The sequence below is a fragment of the Streptomyces sp. NPDC012794 genome (assembly GCF_042901085.1).
GTDB lineage: Bacteria > Actinomycetota > Actinomycetes > Streptomycetales > Streptomycetaceae > Streptomyces.
On the sequence record NZ_JBIBCI010000020.1, the window covers coordinates 39875 to 57369 of the forward strand.

17 protein-coding genes and 1 riboswitch are annotated in these 17495 nt (G+C 73.4%); of the genes, 14 read left to right on the top strand and 3 right to left on the bottom strand.

Translation table 11 applies throughout. The features are described from left to right. Window positions 1-164 precede the first annotated feature (164 nt). A riboswitch (FMN riboswitch) is annotated at window positions 165-294 on the top strand. Between the two features lie 149 nt (window positions 295-443). The 10 genes from ribD (at window position 444) to ACFY7H_RS28670 (ending at window position 9125) form a co-directional block, all read left to right on the top strand. Further along, on the top strand, window positions 444-1574 hold the full coding sequence (gene ribD, locus ACFY7H_RS28625) for a bifunctional diaminohydroxyphosphoribosylaminopyrimidine deaminase/5-amino-6-(5-phosphoribosylamino)uracil reductase RibD (RefSeq protein ID WP_388943699.1): 1131 nt from the start codon (window positions 444-446) through the stop codon (window positions 1572-1574). Beyond that, a complete protein-coding gene (locus ACFY7H_RS28630) occupies window positions 1575-2198 on the top strand; it encodes a riboflavin synthase (RefSeq protein ID WP_388943702.1) in 624 nt (207 codons plus the stop codon). It begins immediately after the preceding gene. Next, window positions 2195-2848, top strand: coding sequence for a nicotinamide riboside transporter PnuC (locus tag ACFY7H_RS28635; protein WP_388943704.1), 654 nt, complete (start codon window positions 2195-2197; stop codon window positions 2846-2848). The genes ACFY7H_RS28630 and ACFY7H_RS28635 overlap by 4 nt, the downstream gene beginning before the upstream one ends. Then, entirely contained in the window at window positions 2845-4149 is a 1305-nt protein-coding gene (locus ACFY7H_RS28640) for a bifunctional 3,4-dihydroxy-2-butanone-4-phosphate synthase/GTP cyclohydrolase II (RefSeq protein WP_388943706.1), read from the top strand. The genes ACFY7H_RS28635 and ACFY7H_RS28640 overlap by 4 nt, the downstream gene beginning before the upstream one ends. Window positions 4150-4206: 57 nt before the next feature. Continuing rightward, window positions 4207-4692: a 6,7-dimethyl-8-ribityllumazine synthase gene (gene ribH / locus ACFY7H_RS28645; protein WP_007262951.1), complete on the top strand. Its 486-nt coding sequence runs from the start codon at window positions 4207-4209 to the stop codon at window positions 4690-4692. Between the two features lie 58 nt (window positions 4693-4750). After that, window positions 4751-5032: a phosphoribosyl-ATP diphosphatase gene (locus ACFY7H_RS28650; protein ID WP_388943709.1), complete on the top strand. Its 282-nt coding sequence runs from the start codon at window positions 4751-4753 to the stop codon at window positions 5030-5032. A 71-nt stretch (window positions 5033-5103) separates the two neighbouring features. Then, complete coding sequence (hisG, locus tag ACFY7H_RS28655; protein WP_388943711.1) at window positions 5104-5952, top strand: ATP phosphoribosyltransferase; 849 nt, start codon at window positions 5104-5106, stop codon at window positions 5950-5952. Window positions 5953-6058: 106 nt separating this feature from the next. Then, on the top strand, window positions 6059-6523 hold the full coding sequence (locus ACFY7H_RS28660) for a PH domain-containing protein (protein WP_388943713.1): 465 nt from the start codon (window positions 6059-6061) through the stop codon (window positions 6521-6523). A 197-nt stretch (window positions 6524-6720) separates the two neighbouring features. Beyond that, window positions 6721-8088, top strand: a complete 1368-nt coding sequence (locus ACFY7H_RS28665) for a hemolysin family protein (protein WP_388943715.1) — start codon at window positions 6721-6723, stop codon at window positions 8086-8088. Continuing rightward, on the top strand, window positions 8085-9125 hold the full coding sequence (locus tag ACFY7H_RS28670) for a hemolysin family protein (protein ID WP_388943717.1): 1041 nt from the start codon (window positions 8085-8087) through the stop codon (window positions 9123-9125). The genes ACFY7H_RS28665 and ACFY7H_RS28670 overlap by 4 nt, the downstream gene beginning before the upstream one ends. 39 nt (window positions 9126-9164) lie before the next feature. Here the strand turns inward: ACFY7H_RS28670 and ACFY7H_RS28675 are convergent, their stop codons facing one another. The 3 genes from ACFY7H_RS28675 to ACFY7H_RS28685 form a co-directional block, all read right to left on the bottom strand. Continuing rightward, window positions 9165-10538, bottom strand: a complete 1374-nt coding sequence (locus ACFY7H_RS28675) for an FAD-dependent oxidoreductase (protein WP_388943719.1) — start codon at window positions 10536-10538, stop codon at window positions 9165-9167. Between the two features lie 135 nt (window positions 10539-10673). After that, on the bottom strand, window positions 10674-12587 hold the full coding sequence (locus ACFY7H_RS28680) for an AAA family ATPase (RefSeq protein ID WP_388943722.1): 1914 nt from the start codon (window positions 12585-12587) through the stop codon (window positions 10674-10676). A 367-nt stretch (window positions 12588-12954) separates the two neighbouring features. Then, window positions 12955-13590, bottom strand: a complete 636-nt coding sequence (locus ACFY7H_RS28685) for a uridine kinase (RefSeq protein WP_388943725.1) — start codon at window positions 13588-13590, stop codon at window positions 12955-12957. Between the two features lie 112 nt (window positions 13591-13702). On the opposite strand from ACFY7H_RS28685, the gene ACFY7H_RS28690 reads away from it, so the two are divergent. The 4 genes from ACFY7H_RS28690 to ACFY7H_RS28705 all read left to right on the top strand — a co-directional run bounded on the left by ACFY7H_RS28690 (window position 13703) and on the right by ACFY7H_RS28705 (window position 17478). After that, entirely contained in the window at window positions 13703-15133 is a 1431-nt protein-coding gene (locus ACFY7H_RS28690; protein WP_388943727.1) for a peptidase C39 family protein, read from the top strand. Between the two features lie 95 nt (window positions 15134-15228). Continuing rightward, complete coding sequence (locus ACFY7H_RS28695) at window positions 15229-15693, top strand: SPW repeat protein (RefSeq protein WP_388943729.1); 465 nt, start codon at window positions 15229-15231, stop codon at window positions 15691-15693. Between the two features lie 138 nt (window positions 15694-15831). Further along, window positions 15832-15984, top strand: a complete 153-nt coding sequence (locus tag ACFY7H_RS28700) for an SCO1431 family membrane protein (protein ID WP_388943731.1) — start codon at window positions 15832-15834, stop codon at window positions 15982-15984. Window positions 15985-16305: 321 nt separating this feature from the next. Beyond that, the gene (locus ACFY7H_RS28705; protein ID WP_388943733.1) at window positions 16306-17478 is read left to right on the top strand and encodes an acyl-CoA dehydrogenase family protein; all 1173 of its coding nucleotides are present in this window, start codon (window positions 16306-16308) and stop codon (window positions 17476-17478) included. Window positions 17479-17495: the final 17 nt, after the last annotated feature.

The window sequence follows — 17495 nt, forward strand, 5'->3', positions numbered from 1 at the left end:
ACCAACCCGTCAATAGGTCTGGACCAAAGTGCCGAGGGGTGGGATCGCGGCACCGCCGGCACTGGAGCGGCGCGCTCGAGAACGGCTCGCTTGTGAGCCAGGCCACAGCGCTTCACCCGCATGGCCGCCGAGCGCCCGTGGCACACTGGCCCTAGTACCAGTAGCAGCGCACTCCGGGGTCGGTGTAATTCCGAACCGGCGGTATAGTCCGCGACCCGTCCGCATCCAGCGGCCGGTTGACCAGGTGAGATTCCTGGACCGACGGTTAAAGTCCGGATGGGAGGCAGTGCGCGGCGGGCCAGTCACCGGTACGCCGCCGTCGGCGGTCCATCGGCGTATCCCCAGCGGATACGTGTCGGACGGACCGATTCCCCGGCCCCGGCGTTCCCGCGTGCCACCCGCTTCATCTGTCGTATCCCGACAGGCCCCGGAGTCCGTGCCCGATGAGGCAGGAGGACCCGGTGGCGACACACGCCGCGCAGGCAGCACCCGACCCGAGCATCACCGCGATGCGCCGGGCCATCGAGCTGGCCTCCCGCGGACTCGGCTCCACCAGCCCCAACCCCGTCGTCGGCTGCGTCATCACCGACCCCGCCGGCGCCGTCGTAGGCGAAGGCTGGCACGAGCGGGCCGGCGGCCCCCACGCCGAGGTCCACGCCCTGCGCGCCGCGGGACCGGCCGCCCGCGGCGGCACCGCCTACGTCACCCTCGAGCCCTGCAACCACACCGGCCGGACCGGTCCCTGCGCCCAGGCCCTCATCGAGGCCGGCGTCGCCCGCGTGGTCTACGCCGTCCCCGACCCGAACCCGCAGGCCAGCGGGGGCGGAGCCACCCTGCGCGCCGCCGGGGTCGCCACCGAGGCCGGGTTCCTCGCCGACGAGGCCGAGCGGGGCAACGCCGCCTGGCTCACCTCCGTACGGCTGGGCCGCCCGCACGTCACCTGGAAGTACGCCGCCACCCTCGACGGCCGCAGCGCCGCCGAGGACGGCAGCAGCCGCTGGATCACCTCCGCCGAGTCCCGCGCCGACGTCCACCGGCTGCGCGCCGAGGCCGACGCCGTCCTCGTCGGCGGCGGCACCCTGCGCGCCGACGACCCGCACCTGGCCGTACGGGGCATCGAGGGGGCCGTCCAGCCGCTGCGCGTCGCCGTCGACACCCGCGCCGGCCTCCCGCCGACCGCCCGCATCCTCGACGACGCCGGCCCCACCCTGATCGTCACCGGCGAGGACGCCGACACCTCGCAGCTGCCCGGCGCCGACGTGCTCCGGCTGCCCCTGCACGACGGCCGCGTCGCCGTCCCGGAACTCCTGGAGCGGCTGTACGGGCGCGGAGTGCGCTCCGTCCTCCTCGAAGGCGGCCCCACCCTCGCCGGAGCCTTCCTGGAAGCCGGGGCCGTGGACCGGGTCGTCGGCTACATCGCCCCCGCCCTCCTCGGCGCCGGACCGGCCGTCCTCGCCGGCGCCGGCATCACGAACATCGCCCACGCGGTCCGCCTCGAGATCACCGAGGCCGTCCGCACCGGCACCGATCTGCGCATCACCGCCGTTCCCGCCAACGCCCCCAAGGAGCACTGAGTGTTCACCGGAATCGTCGAAGAACTGGGCGAGGTCACCGCCGTCGAGCAGCTCGCCGAGGCCTCCCGCTTCCGCCTGCGCGGCCCCGTCGTGACCGAAGGCGCCAAGCACGGCGACTCGATCGCCGTCAACGGCGTCTGCCTGACCGTGGTGGACACCGCGGACGGGGAGTTCACCGCCGACGTCATGCAGGAGACCCTCAACCGGTCCAGCCTCGGCGCCCTGACCGCCGGCTCCCGGGTCAACCTGGAGCGCCCCATGGCCCTCGGCGGACGGCTCGGCGGCCACCTCGTGCAGGGGCACGTCGACGGCACCGGCCGGATCGTCTCCCGCACGCCCTCCGAGCACTGGGAGATCGTCAAGGTCGCGCTGCCGGAGAACCTCGCAAGGTACGTCGTAGAGAAGGGCTCTATCACTGTGGACGGCGTCAGCCTCACCGTGGTCGAGGCCGCCGCCGACTACTTCACCATCAGCCTCATCCCCACCACCCTCGCGCTGACCACCCTCGGCATCAAGCAGAGCGGCGACCCGGTCAACCTCGAGGTCGACGTCCTCGCCAAGTACGTCGAGCGCCTGCTGGCCGCCGGCGTGAACCCCCTCCACGCGAAGGAGACGGAGCAGTGACCGCCCTGACCTGGCTCAACGCCCAGGCCTTCGAGGTCTTCGGCCAGAAGGTCATCTGGTCCGACATGATCGGCAACCTGATCGGCCTGGCCGCGCTCGCCCTCGGCTGGCGCCGCTCCATATGGACCTGGCCCGCGCAGCTCCTCTCCGGCCTGATCCTGGTCGCCGCCTACGCCTCCGCCCACCTCGCGGGCGGCGTCGGCAAGCAGCTCCTGGTGATCTCGGTCGCGGTCTGGGGCTGGCGCGCCTGGCAGCTCGGCCGGCAGAAGGCCCAGGACGGCTCCATCGCCGTGCGCACCGCCACCTGGCGGGAACGCGGACTGCTCCTCGCCGGAGCGGCCGCCGGCACCCTCGCCGTGGGCGGCCTGTTCACCCTCTACCCGAACCTGTCGTGGAGCCCGTGGGCCGACGCCTACATCTTCGTCGGCACGATCGTGGCGATGGTGGCCCAGGCCCGCGGCCTCGTCGAGTTCTGGTTCGCCTGGCTCCTCGTCGACCTCGTCGGCGTCCCCCTCGCCTTCAACAGCGGCCTGGCCTTCTCCGGCCTCGTCTACGTCGTCTACTTCGCGCTCGTCCTGTGGGGCGCCTACGACTGGTACCAGCGTTCGCGCACCACCCCCGCCACGGCCCTCGAAGGAGCAACGGCATGACCACCATCCTCAAGTCCGTGCCGGACCCGGCCTCACCGGACGCCCAGGAGACCTTCCTGCTCGACCCCGTCGAGCAGGCCATCCGCGACATCGCCGCCGGCCGCCCCGTGGTCGTCGTCGACGACGAGGACCGCGAGAACGAGGGCGACCTCGTCATCGCCGCCGAGAAGGCCACCCCGGAGATCGTCGCGTTCATGATGAGCGAGTGCCGGGGCCTGATCTGCGCGCCGATGGAGGGCGACGAGCTGGAGCGCCTGGAGCTCCCGCAGATGGTCCAGAACAACACCGAGTCGATGAAGACCGCCTTCACCGTCTCCGTCGACGCCGGCGCCGAGCACGGCGTCACCACCGGGATCTCCGCCGCCGACCGCGCCACCACCCTGCGCCTGCTGGCCAACGGCACGTCGCAGCCGGGCGACTTCGTCCGCCCCGGCCACGTCTTCCCGCTGCGCGCCAAGGCCGGCGGGGTCCTGGTCCGCAACGGTCACACCGAGGCCGCCGTCGACCTCGCCCGCCTCGCGGGCCTGCGCCCCGCGGGCGCCATCGTGGAGATCGCCGGCGAGGACGGGGTCATGCTGCGGCTGCCCGAGCTGATCCCCTTCGCCCGCAAGCACGGCCTGACGATCATCTCCATCGAGGACCTGATCGCCTACCGCCGCTCCTCCGAGCCGACCGTGCGCCGCGAGGCCGAGGTCAGCCTGCCGACCGCCGTTGGCGAGTTCACGGCGTACGGCTACCGCTCCACCGCCGACGGCGTCGAGCACGTCGCCCTCGTCCACGGCGAGGTCGGCGACGGCGAGGGCGTCCTCGTCCGGATGCACTCCGAATGCCTGACCGGAGACATCTTCCAGTCCCAGCGCTGCGACTGCGGCCCGCAGCTCCAGGCCGCCATGGCCCGCATCCAGGCGGAGGGCCGCGGCGTGGTCGTCTACCTGCGCGGCCACGAGGGCCGCGGCATCGGACTGCTGTCCAAGCTGCGCGCCTACGAGCTCCAGGAGCTCGGCCGCGACACCCTGGACGCCAACCTGGAACTGGGCCTGCCCGCCGACGCCCGCGACTACGGCGCCGGCGCCCAGATTCTCGCCGACCTCGGCGTCCGGAGCGTGCGGCTGCTGACCAACAACCCCGACAAGTCGGCCGCCCTCGTCCGCCACGGCATCGCCGTCTCCGGCCGGGAGTCCATGCCCATCGAGGCCGGCGAGCACAACCTGCGGTACCTGCGCACCAAGCGGGACCGGATGGGCCACGACCTGCCCTGGCTGGAGGGTGCCGTGCACACCTCCGCCTGCGGCAACCAGTAACCACCCAGACACACCACTCGTACACACCAGCGGAACGAAACACCGAGGAGCAGAGCTGTGAGCGGCAAGGGCGCACCCGAACTGAGCGTGAAGAACTGCGGAGACCTCCGGGTGGCCGTGATCGCGGCCCAGTGGCACGAGAAGGTCATGGACGGCCTCGTCGACGGCGCCCTGCGGGCCCTGCACGAGCTGGGCATCGACGAGCCCACCCTGCTGCGCGTCCCCGGCAGCTTCGAGCTCCCGGTCGTCGCGAAGGTCCTGGCCGGACGCGGATACGATGCCATCGTCGCCCTCGGCGTGGTCATCCGCGGCGGCACCCCGCACTTCGACTACGTCTGCCAGGGCGTCACCCAGGGCCTGGTGCAGGTGTCGATCGACACCGGCGTCCCCGTCGGCTTCGGCGTCCTGACCTGTGACAACGACGAGCAGGCGCTGGACCGCGCCGGCCTCGAAGGGTCGAACGAGGACAAGGGGCACGAAGCGGTCACCGCCGCCGTCTCCACCGCCATGACCCTGCGCACCGTCAGCGAACCCTGGCGGTAGTCCACGGAGTGAACCCCGGCACCGGGGGCCCCGGGTGAACCCGTACCCTGAAGGCATCATGGCGAACACACCCACCAAGAGCTTCGAAGAGCTCTTCAGTGAACTCCAGCTCAAGGCCGCCAACGGCGACCCCAGCACCTCCCGCACCGCCGAGCTCGTCGGCAAGGGCGTCCATGCCATCGGCAAGAAGGTCGTCGAGGAGGCCGCCGAGGTCTGGATGGCCGCCGAGTACGAGAGCAAGGAAGCCGCCGCCGAGGAGATCTCCCAGCTCCTCTACCACGTCCAGGTGATGATGGTGGCGCGCGGGATCTCCCTCGACGACGTCTACGCGCACCTTTAGGCCGGAGCCTTTCGCACCGGGGCCCCCGGGGCCCCGCCCACACTTTCGCACCTACGCACCAAAGGAAGCCCATGCTGCGCATCGCCGTCCCCAACAAGGGTTCACTCTCCGGACCGGCGTCGGCGATGCTCCATGAGGCCGGCTACCGCCAGCGCAAGGAGTCCAAGGAACTCGTCACGGTCGACCCCGACAACGAGGTCGAGTTCTTCTACCTCCGCCCGAAGGACATCGCGATCTACGTCGCCTCGGGCAAGCTGGACATCGGCATCACCGGCCGCGACCTGCTGCTGGACTCCGGCGCCAACGCCGAGGAGATCCTGCCGCTGAACTTCGGCCGCTCCACCTTCCGGTACGCCACCAAGCCCGGCACGGCCAAGGGCCCCGAGGACTTCGGCGGGATGACGATCGCCACCTCGTACGAGGGCATCGTCGCCAAGCACCTCGCCGACCAGGGCATCGACGCCTCCGTCGTCCACCTGGACGGCGCCGTCGAGACCGCCATCGAGCTCGGCGTGGCGCAGGTCATCGCCGACGTCGTCGAAACCGGCACCAGCCTGCGCAACGCCGGCCTGGAGGTCATCGGCGAGCCCATCCTCAAGTCCGAGGCGACCGTCATCCGCCGCACCGGCGCCCCCGCCGACGACCCCAAGGTCGCGCAGTTCCTGCGCCGCCTCCAGGGCGTCCTGGTGGCCCGCAGCTACGTGATGATGGACTACGACTGCCGCGCCGAGCACCTGGAGCGCGCGGTCGCCCTCACCCCGGGCCTGGAATCCCCGACGGTCTCCCCGCTCCACAACGAGGGCTGGGTCGCGGTCCGCGCCATGGTCCCCGCCAAGGACGCCCAGCGGATCATGGACGACCTGTACGAGCTCGGCGCGCGGGCGATCCTCACCACCTCGATCCACGCCTGCCGCCTCTAGCGGACCGCCGGCCGGGTCCGTCCACGGACCCGGCCCGCCGCCCCGTACGGCGCGCGACCCCCGCGCCCTCCCTCCCGCACGCCCCGTCCAGAAGGCCCAGCGCACCATGAGCGAGTCCGCCGCCCAGCCCGCACCCCCCGCCCTGCCGGTCACCTTCCGGCCGAACCGCACCCGGGCGGTGCTGCTGAGCGTCGGTGCGGCGATGTTCGCCACGATCACGGCGATCGCCCTGCTCCTGGAGAGCCTCGGCCCGGGCGAGCGGATCAGCTTCGTCTTCACCGCCGTCCTGCTGAGCTCCGTCCTCGTCCTGCTCAGCCGCCCCAAGGTGGTCGCGGACGAGAGCGGCGTCACCGTGGTGAACCTCACCACCACCCGCCGCCTGGCGTGGGCGCAGATCCTGCGCGTCAACCTCCGCCCCGGCGACCCCTGGGTGTTCCTCGACCTCAGCGACGGCACCAGCCTGCCCGTTCTCGGCATCCAGCCCGGCATCGCCCGGGCCCGCGCCATCGCCGACGCCCGCGCCCTGCGCGCCCTCGCCGAAACCCGCGGAACCGGCGCGAACGGCCACTGACCCCGACGTGCCGCGGCCGCTGCGTCCCATTGCGGCGATCTCAATGACTACCCTGGTGGCGGGGCGCGCCCGTGCGCCCTCCCACCGCCCCGGGACCCCGTGGCCCGTGGGCACCTGCGACCAGAGGAGTGACTCCCTCCAGCAATGGACGGACCGTCCGGTAATATCCGCGCCGCCCTCCCCACGGAGGCGGCGGCATGACCATCCCGCTACTGCTGCTCGTGGCGGCCTTCGCACTGATCCTCGCCAACGGTTTCTTCGTGGCGGCCGAGTTCGGCCTCGTCACCGTCGAGAAGCCCGAGGCCGAGCGCGCCGCAGCCGAGGGTGACCGCCGTGCCCGCACGGTCGTCGAAGCCCTGCGGGAGCTGTCCTTCCAGCTCTCCGGCACCCAGCTCGGCATCACCATCACCTCCCTCGTCGTCGGAATGCTCGCCGAACCGGCCCTCGCCGCCCTGCTGTCGGGGCCCCTCACCGCCACCGGCCTGCCCGCGGGCGCCGTCTCCGGCGTCGCCGTCTTCATCGGCATGCTGCTCGCCTCGGCCGTCCAGATGGTCGTCGGCGAGCTCGTCCCGAAGAACTGGGCGGTCTCCCGGCCGCTCCAGGTCGCCCGCTTCGTGGCCGGCCCGCAGCTGGTCTTCTCCCGGGCGTTCCGGCCCGTCATCGCAGGCCTCAACTCCGTCGCCAACCGCCTCGTGCGGGCGCTGGGCGTCGAGCCCGCGGAGGAGATGGCCTCCGCCCGCACCCCCGGCGAGCTCGTCTCCCTGGTCCGCCATTCCGCCCAGGCGGGCGCGCTCGAACAGGACACCGCCGACCTCTTCGTACGGACCCTCTCGCTGGGCGAGCTCACCGCCCAGCACGTCATGACCCCCCGGGTGAAGGTCAGCGCCCTCCAGCACACGGCCACCGCGGCCGACGTGCTGAACCTGACCCGCGCCACCGGCCTGTCCCGCTTCCCGGTCTACCGCGAGCGCATCGACGAGGTCACCGGCGTCGTCCACCTCAAGGACGCCCTCGCCGTGCCCGAGTCCGAACGCGCCCGCACCTCCGTCGGCCGGATCTGCGTCGCCCCGCTGCTGGTTCCCGGCTCCCTGCCGGTGCAGCCGCTGCTGGAGCGGCTGCGCAGCGAACAGCCGATGGCCGTGGTCGTCGACGAATACGGCGGCACCGCCGGCGTGGTCACCCTGGAGGACATCGTGGAGGAACTCGTCGGAGAGGTCCGTGACGAACACGACCTCGCCGAGGACGACAGCCCCGAACTGGCAGCCGTACCCGCCGAGGACGGCCGGCCCTCCTGGGAGGCCGACGGCAGCTGCCGTGTGCACACCCTGCGCCGGATAGGCCTCGACGTGCCCGAGGGGCCGTACGAGACCGTCGCCGGGCTCGTGGCCGACCTCCTCGGCCGCATCCCCGCCCCCGGGGACCGCGCCGAGCTGCCCGGCTGGAGGCTGTCCGTACGCCAGGTCCGGCGCAACCGCGCCGAACGGGTGCGGCTGGTCCGCCTCGGCTCGGTACCGGCCCCCGCGAGCGCCCAGCCGGCCGCCCAGCTCGAAGGCGCCGCCCGGTGAACGCGCTCCAGCTGCTCTTCGCCCTGCTCCTCGTCCTGGCCAACGGCTTCTTCGTCGGCGCCGAGTTCGCGCTCGTCTCCGTACGCCGCAGCCAGATCGAGCCCCTGGCCGGCGAGTCCAAGCGGGCCCGCCAGGTGCTGTACGGCCTGGAGAACCTGCCGCGGATGATGGCCGCCGCCCAGTTCGGCATCACCCTGTGCTCGATCACCCTCGGGGCGGTCGCCGAGCCCACAGTGGCCCGGCTGCTGGAGCCGGCCTTCCACGCCGCGCACGTGCCCGAGGGCCTGATCCACCCCCTCGGCTACGTGGTCGCCCTGTCCGCGGTGGTCTTCCTGCACCTGGTCATCGGCGAGATGGTCCCCAAGAACCTCGCCATGGCGGCCCCCGAAAAGGCTTCCCTGTGGTTCAGCCCCGGACTGGTCGCCTTCGCCCGCCTCTGCGGCCCCGTCACCACGGCCCTCGGGGCGTGCGCGGTGCTCGTCCTGCGGCTGTTCAAGGTCGAACCGAAGGACGAGGTGGAGGCCGTCTACACCAGCGCGCAGCTGGGCCGGCTCCTCAAGGACTCCCGCCGGGCCGGGCTCCTCGAACCGGTCGAGCAGGAGCGCCTGGAGGACGCCCTGGAACTGGGCAGCCGCGCGGTCACCGACGTCCTGCTCAGGCGGGACCGCCTCGTCACGGTGGACCCGGCCGTCACCCCCCGCCAGATCGAGCAGCTGACGGTGCGCACCGGCTACTCCCGCTTCCCCGTCCGCTCCGACACCGGGGCCTTCATGGGGTACCTCCACGTCAAGGACGTCCTCGACCTGGAGGACCGCGAGCGGGCGGTGCCGCAGCGGGTGTGGCGCCGGATGACCACGCTGTGCTCCACCCTCCCGCTGGACGACGCCCTCAGCGTGATGCGCCGCGACGCCACCCACCTCGCCCAGGTGGCCGACCCGTCGGGCCGGATCCTGGGCCTGGTGGCCCTGGAGGACGTCCTGGAGATGCTGGTGGGCGAGGTCCGCGACCCGGCCCACCGCCCGCACGCCCGCGCCTGATCCCCTCCGGCGCGGGCGGGCCCCGGCCCGCGCCGGGGCTCAGGCGGGGATCAGCGCCTCCCACTCGTCCCGGCCCGGGCCGTCGTGCGCCGGGGAGAACTCCGGGCGGGCGGCCAGCCAGGCGGTGACGTGCCGGTCCACCTCCTCGGTGGCGTAGGCGTCTGCGGCGGGCCGCAGGAGGTGGCGCACCTGGGCCCGGGCCCTCATGACCACGGGGTCGTCGAAGGCGCAGGCGCCCACGGCAGCGGCCCGCCGGTCCGTGAGCGGTGCGCCCTCGGCGAGGCGCTGCTCGTTGCCCCGGTCGGCCGTGACCTGGGCGTCGAACCAGGGGCGCAGGGCCTCCACCGTCCAGGCGTGGTAGCCGGCCGGGTCCGCGGCGATCCGGTCCGCGTGGGCCGCGAGGTGCTGGGCGGCGCGCAGCCCCAGGGCGGCGCCGTGCCCGAGGGTCGGGTTGGTGTGGATCAGGCTGTCCCCGGCGTTGACCAGCCCGGTGACCACGGGCCCGGCATCGTCGGTCAGGGAGGTCCAGCGGTTGTCCAGGCCCGCCATCGCCAGGACGGGCGACCGCGGCTCGGGGTCCAGGCCGAGCCAGGCGGCAGCGGCCGGAAAGCGGCGGGCGGCGGCCTCGAACACGGCCGGGTCGGTGAGCGCGCCACGGGTCGGATCACCCGTCGAGACGACGAGGTGCAACGCGAAGGTGTCGTTGTCGGAGGGGAAGACTCCGGCGAGCGCGAACGGTGAGGCGGAGCCGGTCTTCACCCTTCCGGGGTGGCGCGGGCCGTCGGCCCGCAGCTCGTACCAGCGGCACAGGTAGGCCAGCCCTGTGCGGTGGCTGTCGACCACCGGAGGGCGGCAGCCGGCCGCGGTCAGCCACGCGGGGACCGGCGAACGCCGGCCCGAGGCGTCGACGACGAGGTCCGCCGGGTGAGTCCGTTCCCCCACCCGCACGCCGGTGACCCGGGGCGGACCGCCCTCCTCGAAGACGAGGCCGCTCACCCGGGCGCCCCGCCGCACGTCGACCCCGGGCTCGCGCCGCACGGCGGCGGCCAGGGCTGCCTCCAGCACGATGCGGCGGGTGCGCAGGGTCACCAGCTCCTCGTCGCCGGGCCGGTGCGGCGGATGCTCGCCGAACCAGTCGAACTCGTGGTACTCCCGGGCGCCGCGCGCCAGCACGTCCGCGTACACGTCGGGGGTCTCCGCGCGCAGGACGGTGCGTACGGGGGCGAGGAACGAGTGCGGCTGGACGGCTTGCGGGACCCGGGGTCGCTCCCAGTGGAAGAAGTCCCGGTCGAGGTCCTCTCCGGCCTCCCGGGAGTCCTGTTCGTACAAGGTGACCGGATGGCCCCGCCGCCCGAGCATGAGGGCCGTTCCCAGCCCGCTGATACCGCCGCCGATCACTGCAACCCGCGCCATCGAGGCTCTCCTTCGCGCCGTGTTGCGGGTCGAGCCTACCGTCCGATGATCTTTGGCCGGACCGGGGTCCCCCTCCCCGGTCCCACCGGTCCGGCCGCAGCGGCGTCGCGTCGCCGCGCGTCGCCGCGCGGCGCGTCAGGACGGGCTCGGGCCGCGGCCCGAGAGGACCTCGCCGTAGGCCTGCATCAGGTCCGGCAGGCGCAGCGTCGCCAGGTCCTCCCGGGAGGGCTCACCGGCGAAACCGGCCAGCCGCAGGTCCCGGTACGCGCAGCTCTTCTCGTACAGGGTCCGCAGGAACCGGCCGTTGCCGAGCTCGTCGATCCAGCCCTGCTCCACCACGTGGCCGCTGATGCTGCGCAGCTCCTCCCGCGCCTCCTCGTCCCAGCAGTCGCCGTTCGCCTCCGCCAGGACCCCGCCGATCGCGGTCAGTTCCGTCGGCCGGTAGCTCGGGAAGTCCACGCGGGTCGTGAACCGCGAGGACAGTCCCGGATTGGCGGCCAGCAGCCGGTCCATCCCCGCGGGGTAGCCCGCCAGGATCACCACCAGGTGGTCCCGGTTGTCCTCGGCCCGCTTCAGCAGCACCTGGAGGGCCTCGTCGCCGTACGCGTCCCCCTTGCTGTAGCCCGAGTTGGACAGGCTGTACGCCTCGTCCACGAACAGCACCCCGCCAATCGCGGAGTCGATCAGCTCGTTCGCCTTGACGGCGGTCTGCCCGAGGAACTCCCCGACCAGGTCGGCCCGTTGCGCCTCCACCAGGTGGTCCCCGCCCAGCAGCCCCAGCGCGTAGAAGACCCGCCCCAGGATCCGGGCCACCGTGGTCTTGCCCGTGCCCGAGGGCCCCGAGAAGACGAAGTGCCGCTTCGGCGGCTGCACCGGAAGCCCCTGGGCGGCCCGCAGCCTGGCCATGTGCAGCTGCGCCGAGAGGGCCTTCACCTGCCGCTTCACCGGCTCCAGGCCCACCATCCGCTCCAGCTCCGCCAGGGCCTCGGCGAGCAGGGCCGGATCGGCCGGCCCCGCCGGGATTCCGGGCGGGGCGCCCTGCGGGGGCACCGGAAGCCGGTGCCGTACGCCTTCCACCCGGCCCGTCCCCGGCGGCTCTCCGGGCGTCGGCGGATCGGCCTGCGCCTGCCCGTCCGGCGCGATGTCCTGGACCGGCCCCCCACCGCCGCCGCCCCCGCCGCCCAGCGCGACCGCCGCGTAGTGCCCGGCCGAGCCCTCGCTCAGGTGGCCGCCGTAGCCGCCGTAGCCGAAGGCGTCGGCCATTCCCGCCATGTCGTCGGGGTCGGTGCTGTCCTCGATGGCCGTCAGCCGCGCCGCGGTGTCCATGAACGCCGGGTCCACCCGGTGCACCGCCCGGTACAGCGGCAGCGCCGCCGCGCTGCGCCCGGTGCCCTCGCGGGCCCTCGCCAGCCAGTACCGCAGCTCCTTGCGCTGCGGCTGCTCGCTGCGGCACCGCATCAGCGCGGCCGACAGCATCGGCTCCGCCTGCCCGTACATTTCGAGCCGGACCCGCGCCATCCCGCCGAAGAGCCCCGCCTCGATTCCGAGGAGCGGGTCGAGCACCAGCGGCTCGGTGTGCCGTACGAGCTGCTCCCAGTCCTTGACCAGGTAGGCCCGGCAGGCGTGCAGGAACCGCACCTGGGGGTCGGTGTCCACCGGCGGCAGCGCGGCGAGGGCCTGGTCCAGCTCGGGCACGTGGCGGCCGTCCAGCCAGTGCGAGGCGTGGGCCAGCAGCAGGTCCCGCCGGCTCTCCAGCACTGGCTGTACCCACCAGCCCAGCCAGTACCAGGAGTTGAGGGTCCGCCGGTGCCGGGCGCGCTGCTCGCCGAAGCGGTCCCGGTGGGCGTACATCCGCAATAAGGCGTTGGTGGTGTCCACCCGCAGCGCGTGCAGTCCCAGCCAGGCGTCGGCCATCGCGGGATCCAGCCCGACGGCCGTGCGGAACTCCTCCTCGGCCTGCGGGTAGGCGCCCATCGTGCAGGCGTCGACCCCGCGCAGCCAGGCCAGTTCGGCCGGAGCGTGTGCGCTGCCCGGCATGCCGAAGTCCATCACATCCCCCACAAGCATGCCCCGTGGTGCGCGCCGAACTCCGCGCCGCGCACGCGAGTTGCCGACCCCGCCGATGAAATCAGGGCTGCATCGTACCTGCGGTGACGCACCTTACCCAGGGTGCGGTGGACACGGGTCGGGGACGTATCCGGGAGGCGCGGGGTGACTCAGGGTGAGGAGCGGTGGGCGGAGCGGCACGTGCCGCACCCGGTCCGGGACAGAGCGAAGCCCCCGATCACGGGGGAACAACCGGGGGCTTCGCGTCCGCGGCGGCCTTCGCAGACCGCGCATTCAGAACGTACGGCGGCGGCCGGGCCCGGGTCAAGCGGGTCGGGAAAGCCCCGCGCCGCCATCTGCCCGGGCCCGCTCAGGCCTGGGGGAGTCCGTGACGCTCCGTGTCCGAACGGGCCGTTCCCGGGGTCGCAGAAGCCCCGGAAGTCCACTCGTATCCCGTACCGCTCTGGCGTACCAAGGTGTCGGCGAAGGGGCGTGAAGGGTCGTCCGAGAAGTGCGCGCGCTCCGCGCGCTCCCATCCGTCCCAGAAGCCGGACAGTTCGCGCCCGTCCCGGTTCCGTCCGCGTCCCCAGGACACCTCGCGGGGGGTCTCCATCCACAGCAGCCGCGCCAGATGGGGTCGCAGCGCCCGCCGGCCCGCCCCCACGCCCTCGACGAGCAGCACGGGCGCCGGTTCCAGTACCCGCTCCGGACCGAAGCGGCGCTCCACCCAGTCGTACGCGGCCCAGTGCGCGGCCCGTCCGGCGGCGAGCGGCTCCAGCACCTGCGCCCGCAGCCGTTCCGGCCAGCCGAACGGCTCCTCGTGGGTGGCGACGTCGTCCAGGTGCAGCACCGGCGCGCCGCCCAGGGCCGCCGCGAGCCGCTCGGCGAAGGTGCTCTTGCCCGAGCCGGCGTGCCCGTCGATCCCGATCAGCCGAACGGGACCGAGGGAGGGCGGCAGGGCGGCGATCTCCCGCGCGAGTGGTTCGAGTGACTGCTGAGGCTGCACCCGGCCAGGGTAAGGGCCCCGACACGGGCCCCGGGCTTCGCCGTCGCGCGGCCGGGAACTGGAAAGGTGGAGCAGCCGCACCACCAGACCGATCCCCTGGGGGAACACGCCGATGACCGCACCCACGCCACGCAGGGCCCTGCTGGCCGTCGCCCTCGCCGCCGCCACCGCGGCCACCGTCCCCGGAGGCCGGGCCTCGGCTGCCGACCCGACGGCCGCATCCGACCCCACCGGCGCATCCGACCCGACGGGCGCCGCGTCTCCCGAGCGGACCCCCGGGGAAGCCGCGGGCGGCGGCGCGGCCGCGGCCCGGACGGTCGACAACCGGTTCTGGTACACGTACGCCCACTGGCAGGCCGGCACGCACCGCGGCACCACCGCCGTCGCCGGTGCCCGCCCGGGCCTGGAGATCGCGACCCCGGCCGGCCGCACCGAGTACACCGACCCCCACACGGCCCGCAAGTCCACCTGGGAGTACGCCACTTGGACTTCGCCCGTGCACCGCTCCACCGTCCCGGCCACCGAGGCCGTCGCCTCCTGGAACGCCCGCACCCCGGCCGGCACCTGGGTCCAGACCGAGCTGCGCCCCGCCTACGGCGACGGCACCCGGGGCCCCTGGTACGTGATGGGCCGCTGGGCCGCCGGGGACGGCGACATCCGGCGCACCTCCGTCGACGGGCAGACCGACGGCCGGACCACGGTCTGGACCGACACCCTGGCCGTGGACGCCCCGGCCGCGGGCCTGCGCATCACCGGCTGGCAGCTGCGCCTGACCCTCCACCGCAAGCCCGGTGCCGCCCGGGGCCCGAGGGTCTGGCTGGCCGGGGCGATGGCCTCCGCCGTCCCGGACCGGTTCACCGTCCCGGCCACCGCCCCCTCGGGCCGGGCGCACGAGCTGAAGGTGCCGCGCTACTCGCAGGAGGTCCACGCCGGCCGGTACCCCGAGTACGACAACGGCGGCGAGGCCTGGTGCAGCCCCACCTCCTCCCAGATGGTCATCGAGTACTGGGGCCGCAAGGCGAGCGCGGCCGCCCTGAGCTGGGTCCGCCCCGGATACGCCGACCCCCAGGTCTGCCACGCGGCCCGCTCGACGTACGACGCCGCGTACAAGGGCTGCGGGAACTGGCCCTTCAACGCCGCCTACGCGGCCACCTACCGCGACATGGCCGGGGTGGTCACCCGGCTGGCCTCCCTGGCCGAGCTGGAGACCCTGGTCCGGGCCGGGATCCCGGTCATCACCTCCCAGTCGTTCCTCGCGCAGGAGCTCACCGGGGCCGGCTACGGCACGGCGGGGCACCTGATGGCCGTGATCGGCTTCACCGCGGCCGGGGACGTGATCGCCAACGACCCGAACTCGGCGGACAACGCGTCGGTGCGCCGGGTCTACAAGCGCCGGGAGTGGGAGAACGTGTGGCTGCGCACCAAGCGCCGCAACGCCGCCGGGAAGACCGTCTCGGGCAGCGGCGGCGTCTGCTACCTCTACGCCCCGGCCCGGCCGGGGGCGGACCAGGTCAGGGCGCTGCGGGAGGTCGGGGTGCTTTGAGGGCGGATTCCGGGAAAGCCCGTCGGTTCGAATGGCTGAATGGGTGAAATGCGGGCATAAAGGTCATATAAGGCTTCTCTAGGAGGCAGCCCACTATGACCACCCATTCGAGCATCGAACACCACCCGGACCTCGCCGAGATGCGGAATCGGTTCGAGCGAGTGACGAGCACTCCCGCCGCGCAGGCCGTGGAGGCGCTGGCCCTGATCACGGGCCTCTACCTGGCGGCTTCGCCATGGATAGCCGGGTTCAGCGTGCTGGGCCCGCTGGCCATCAACAACCTGATCGCCGGTCTGGCCTTCTGCCTGTGCATGGGCGGGCTGGGGACGGCGTACGAGCGCACACACGCGATGGCCTGGACGGCGGTCGCGATCGGCGCCTGGACCATCGTGGCCCCCTGGGTCATGGCCGGTGAGATGGACACGACCCGCAGTGTCGTCAGCAACGTCATCACCGGCGCGGTCGCCCTGTGCCTCGGACTGGCCATGGTCGCCATGGGCGGTCGCCAGCGCACGGGGAACGCGGCGCACGCGGCGCGTACCACCCGTACGACGCCCTGACCGGGAGCGCATCCCGCCGCCGGGCCCCGGCAGCGCCTCCGAGCTCCGGAGGCCGCCGGGGCCCGGCGGCGTGACCGGTGCCACCAGTGACCGTCGTCATATACCGCGAAAGCCGTGAACGCTGGCACATTGGACGGCATGACCGCACACACCGCAGCCCTCACCGCCCACGCCCGCCGCCTCGTCGCCACCGGCGGCCCCAAGGAAGACTCCGCCTGGCTGGAGCACGTGCTCGGCTGGACCCTGGTGGTGGTCGTGGCCATGTTCGTCACGCAGCTCGGCTGGCTGTGACCGTCGCGTCCGCCCCTCGCCGCGTCCGCCCCCGCCGCGCCCGCGCCGAGGTTGGCACCGAGCGCGATCGGGGGGTTCGTCCCCGGCTGTCCCACTCCTCGAGTCCTTCCCGAGGAGCCCGCGAGCGCACCGGATGATCATGGCGATCCCGCACCGGTGACGTAAAGCGCCTGATCGGGCATACTCAAGCCGCCGCAGCCGCTGTTCGAGCCCTTCCGCGATCCGGGAGGGCAGCATCGGCTGTGAGAGCACCGAGACCCGGCGGCGCGTCCCACACCTCACGCGTCGCCGCCGTGCCCGACGAGGGAGGAGAGCGCCGCCATGACAGACCGCGCCCCGCAGCCGGTGGACCGTCAGCTGCCCACCGAGGAGTCCCGGGACCTCCTCACGCTCGTACGAGAGATCGCCCAGCGGGAGATCCGCCCGCACGCCGCCGACGAGGAGGAGACCGGCCGGTTCCCCCGCGAGGTCTTCACCCTGCTGTCCGAGTCCGGTCTGCTCGGGCTCCCGTACGGCGGCGAGTTCGGCGGCGGCGACCAGCCCTACGAGGTCTACCTCCAGGTGCTGGAGGAGCTCGCGGCCGCCCGCCTGACCGTCGGCCTCGGCGTCAGCGTGCACTCCCTGGCCTGCCACGGCCTCGCCGGATACGGCACCAAGGAGCAGAAGGCCGCCCACCTGCCCGACATGCTCGGCGGCGGGCTGCTCGGGGCCTACTGCCTCTCCGAGCCGGCCGCCGGCTCCGACGCCGCCTCGCTCACCACCAAGGCGGTCCGCGACGGCGACGACTGGCTGATCACCGGCACCAAGGCCTGGATCACCCACGGCGGCGTCGCCGACTTCTACACCGTCCTCGCGCGCACCGGAGCCCCCGGCGCCAAGGGCATCACGGCCTTCCTCGTACCCGGCGACGCCCCCGGCCTCACGGCGGCCGTCCCCGAGAAGAAGATGGGCATGAAGGGCTCGCCCACCGCCCAGCTGCACTTCGACGGGGTCCGCGTGCCCGACGCCCGGCGGATCGGCGAGGAGGGCCAGGGCTTCACCATCGCCCTCGCCGCCCTCGACGCGGGCCGGCTCGGGATCGCCGCCTGCGCCATCGGCGTGGCCCAGGCCGCGCTGGACGAGGCCCTCGCGTACGCGCTCGGCCGCAAGCAGTTCGGGCACCCGATCGCGGACTTCCAGGGGCTGCGGTTCATGCTGGCCGACATGGCCACGAAGATCGAGGCGGGCCGGGCGCTGTACCTCGCGGCCGCACGGCTGCGGGACGCGGGCAAGCCCTTCTCCCGGCAGGCGGCGATGGCGAAGCTCTTCTGCACGGACGCGGCGATGGCCGTCACCACGGACGCGGTGCAGATCCTCGGCGGCTACGGCTACACGGCGGACTTCCCGGTGGAGCGGCTGATGCGCGAGGCGAAGGTGCTCCAGATCGTGGAGGGCACCAACCAGATCCAGCGCATGGTCATCGCCCGCCACCTGGCGGGCCCCGAAACCCGCTGACGCCGGACGCGTGACGG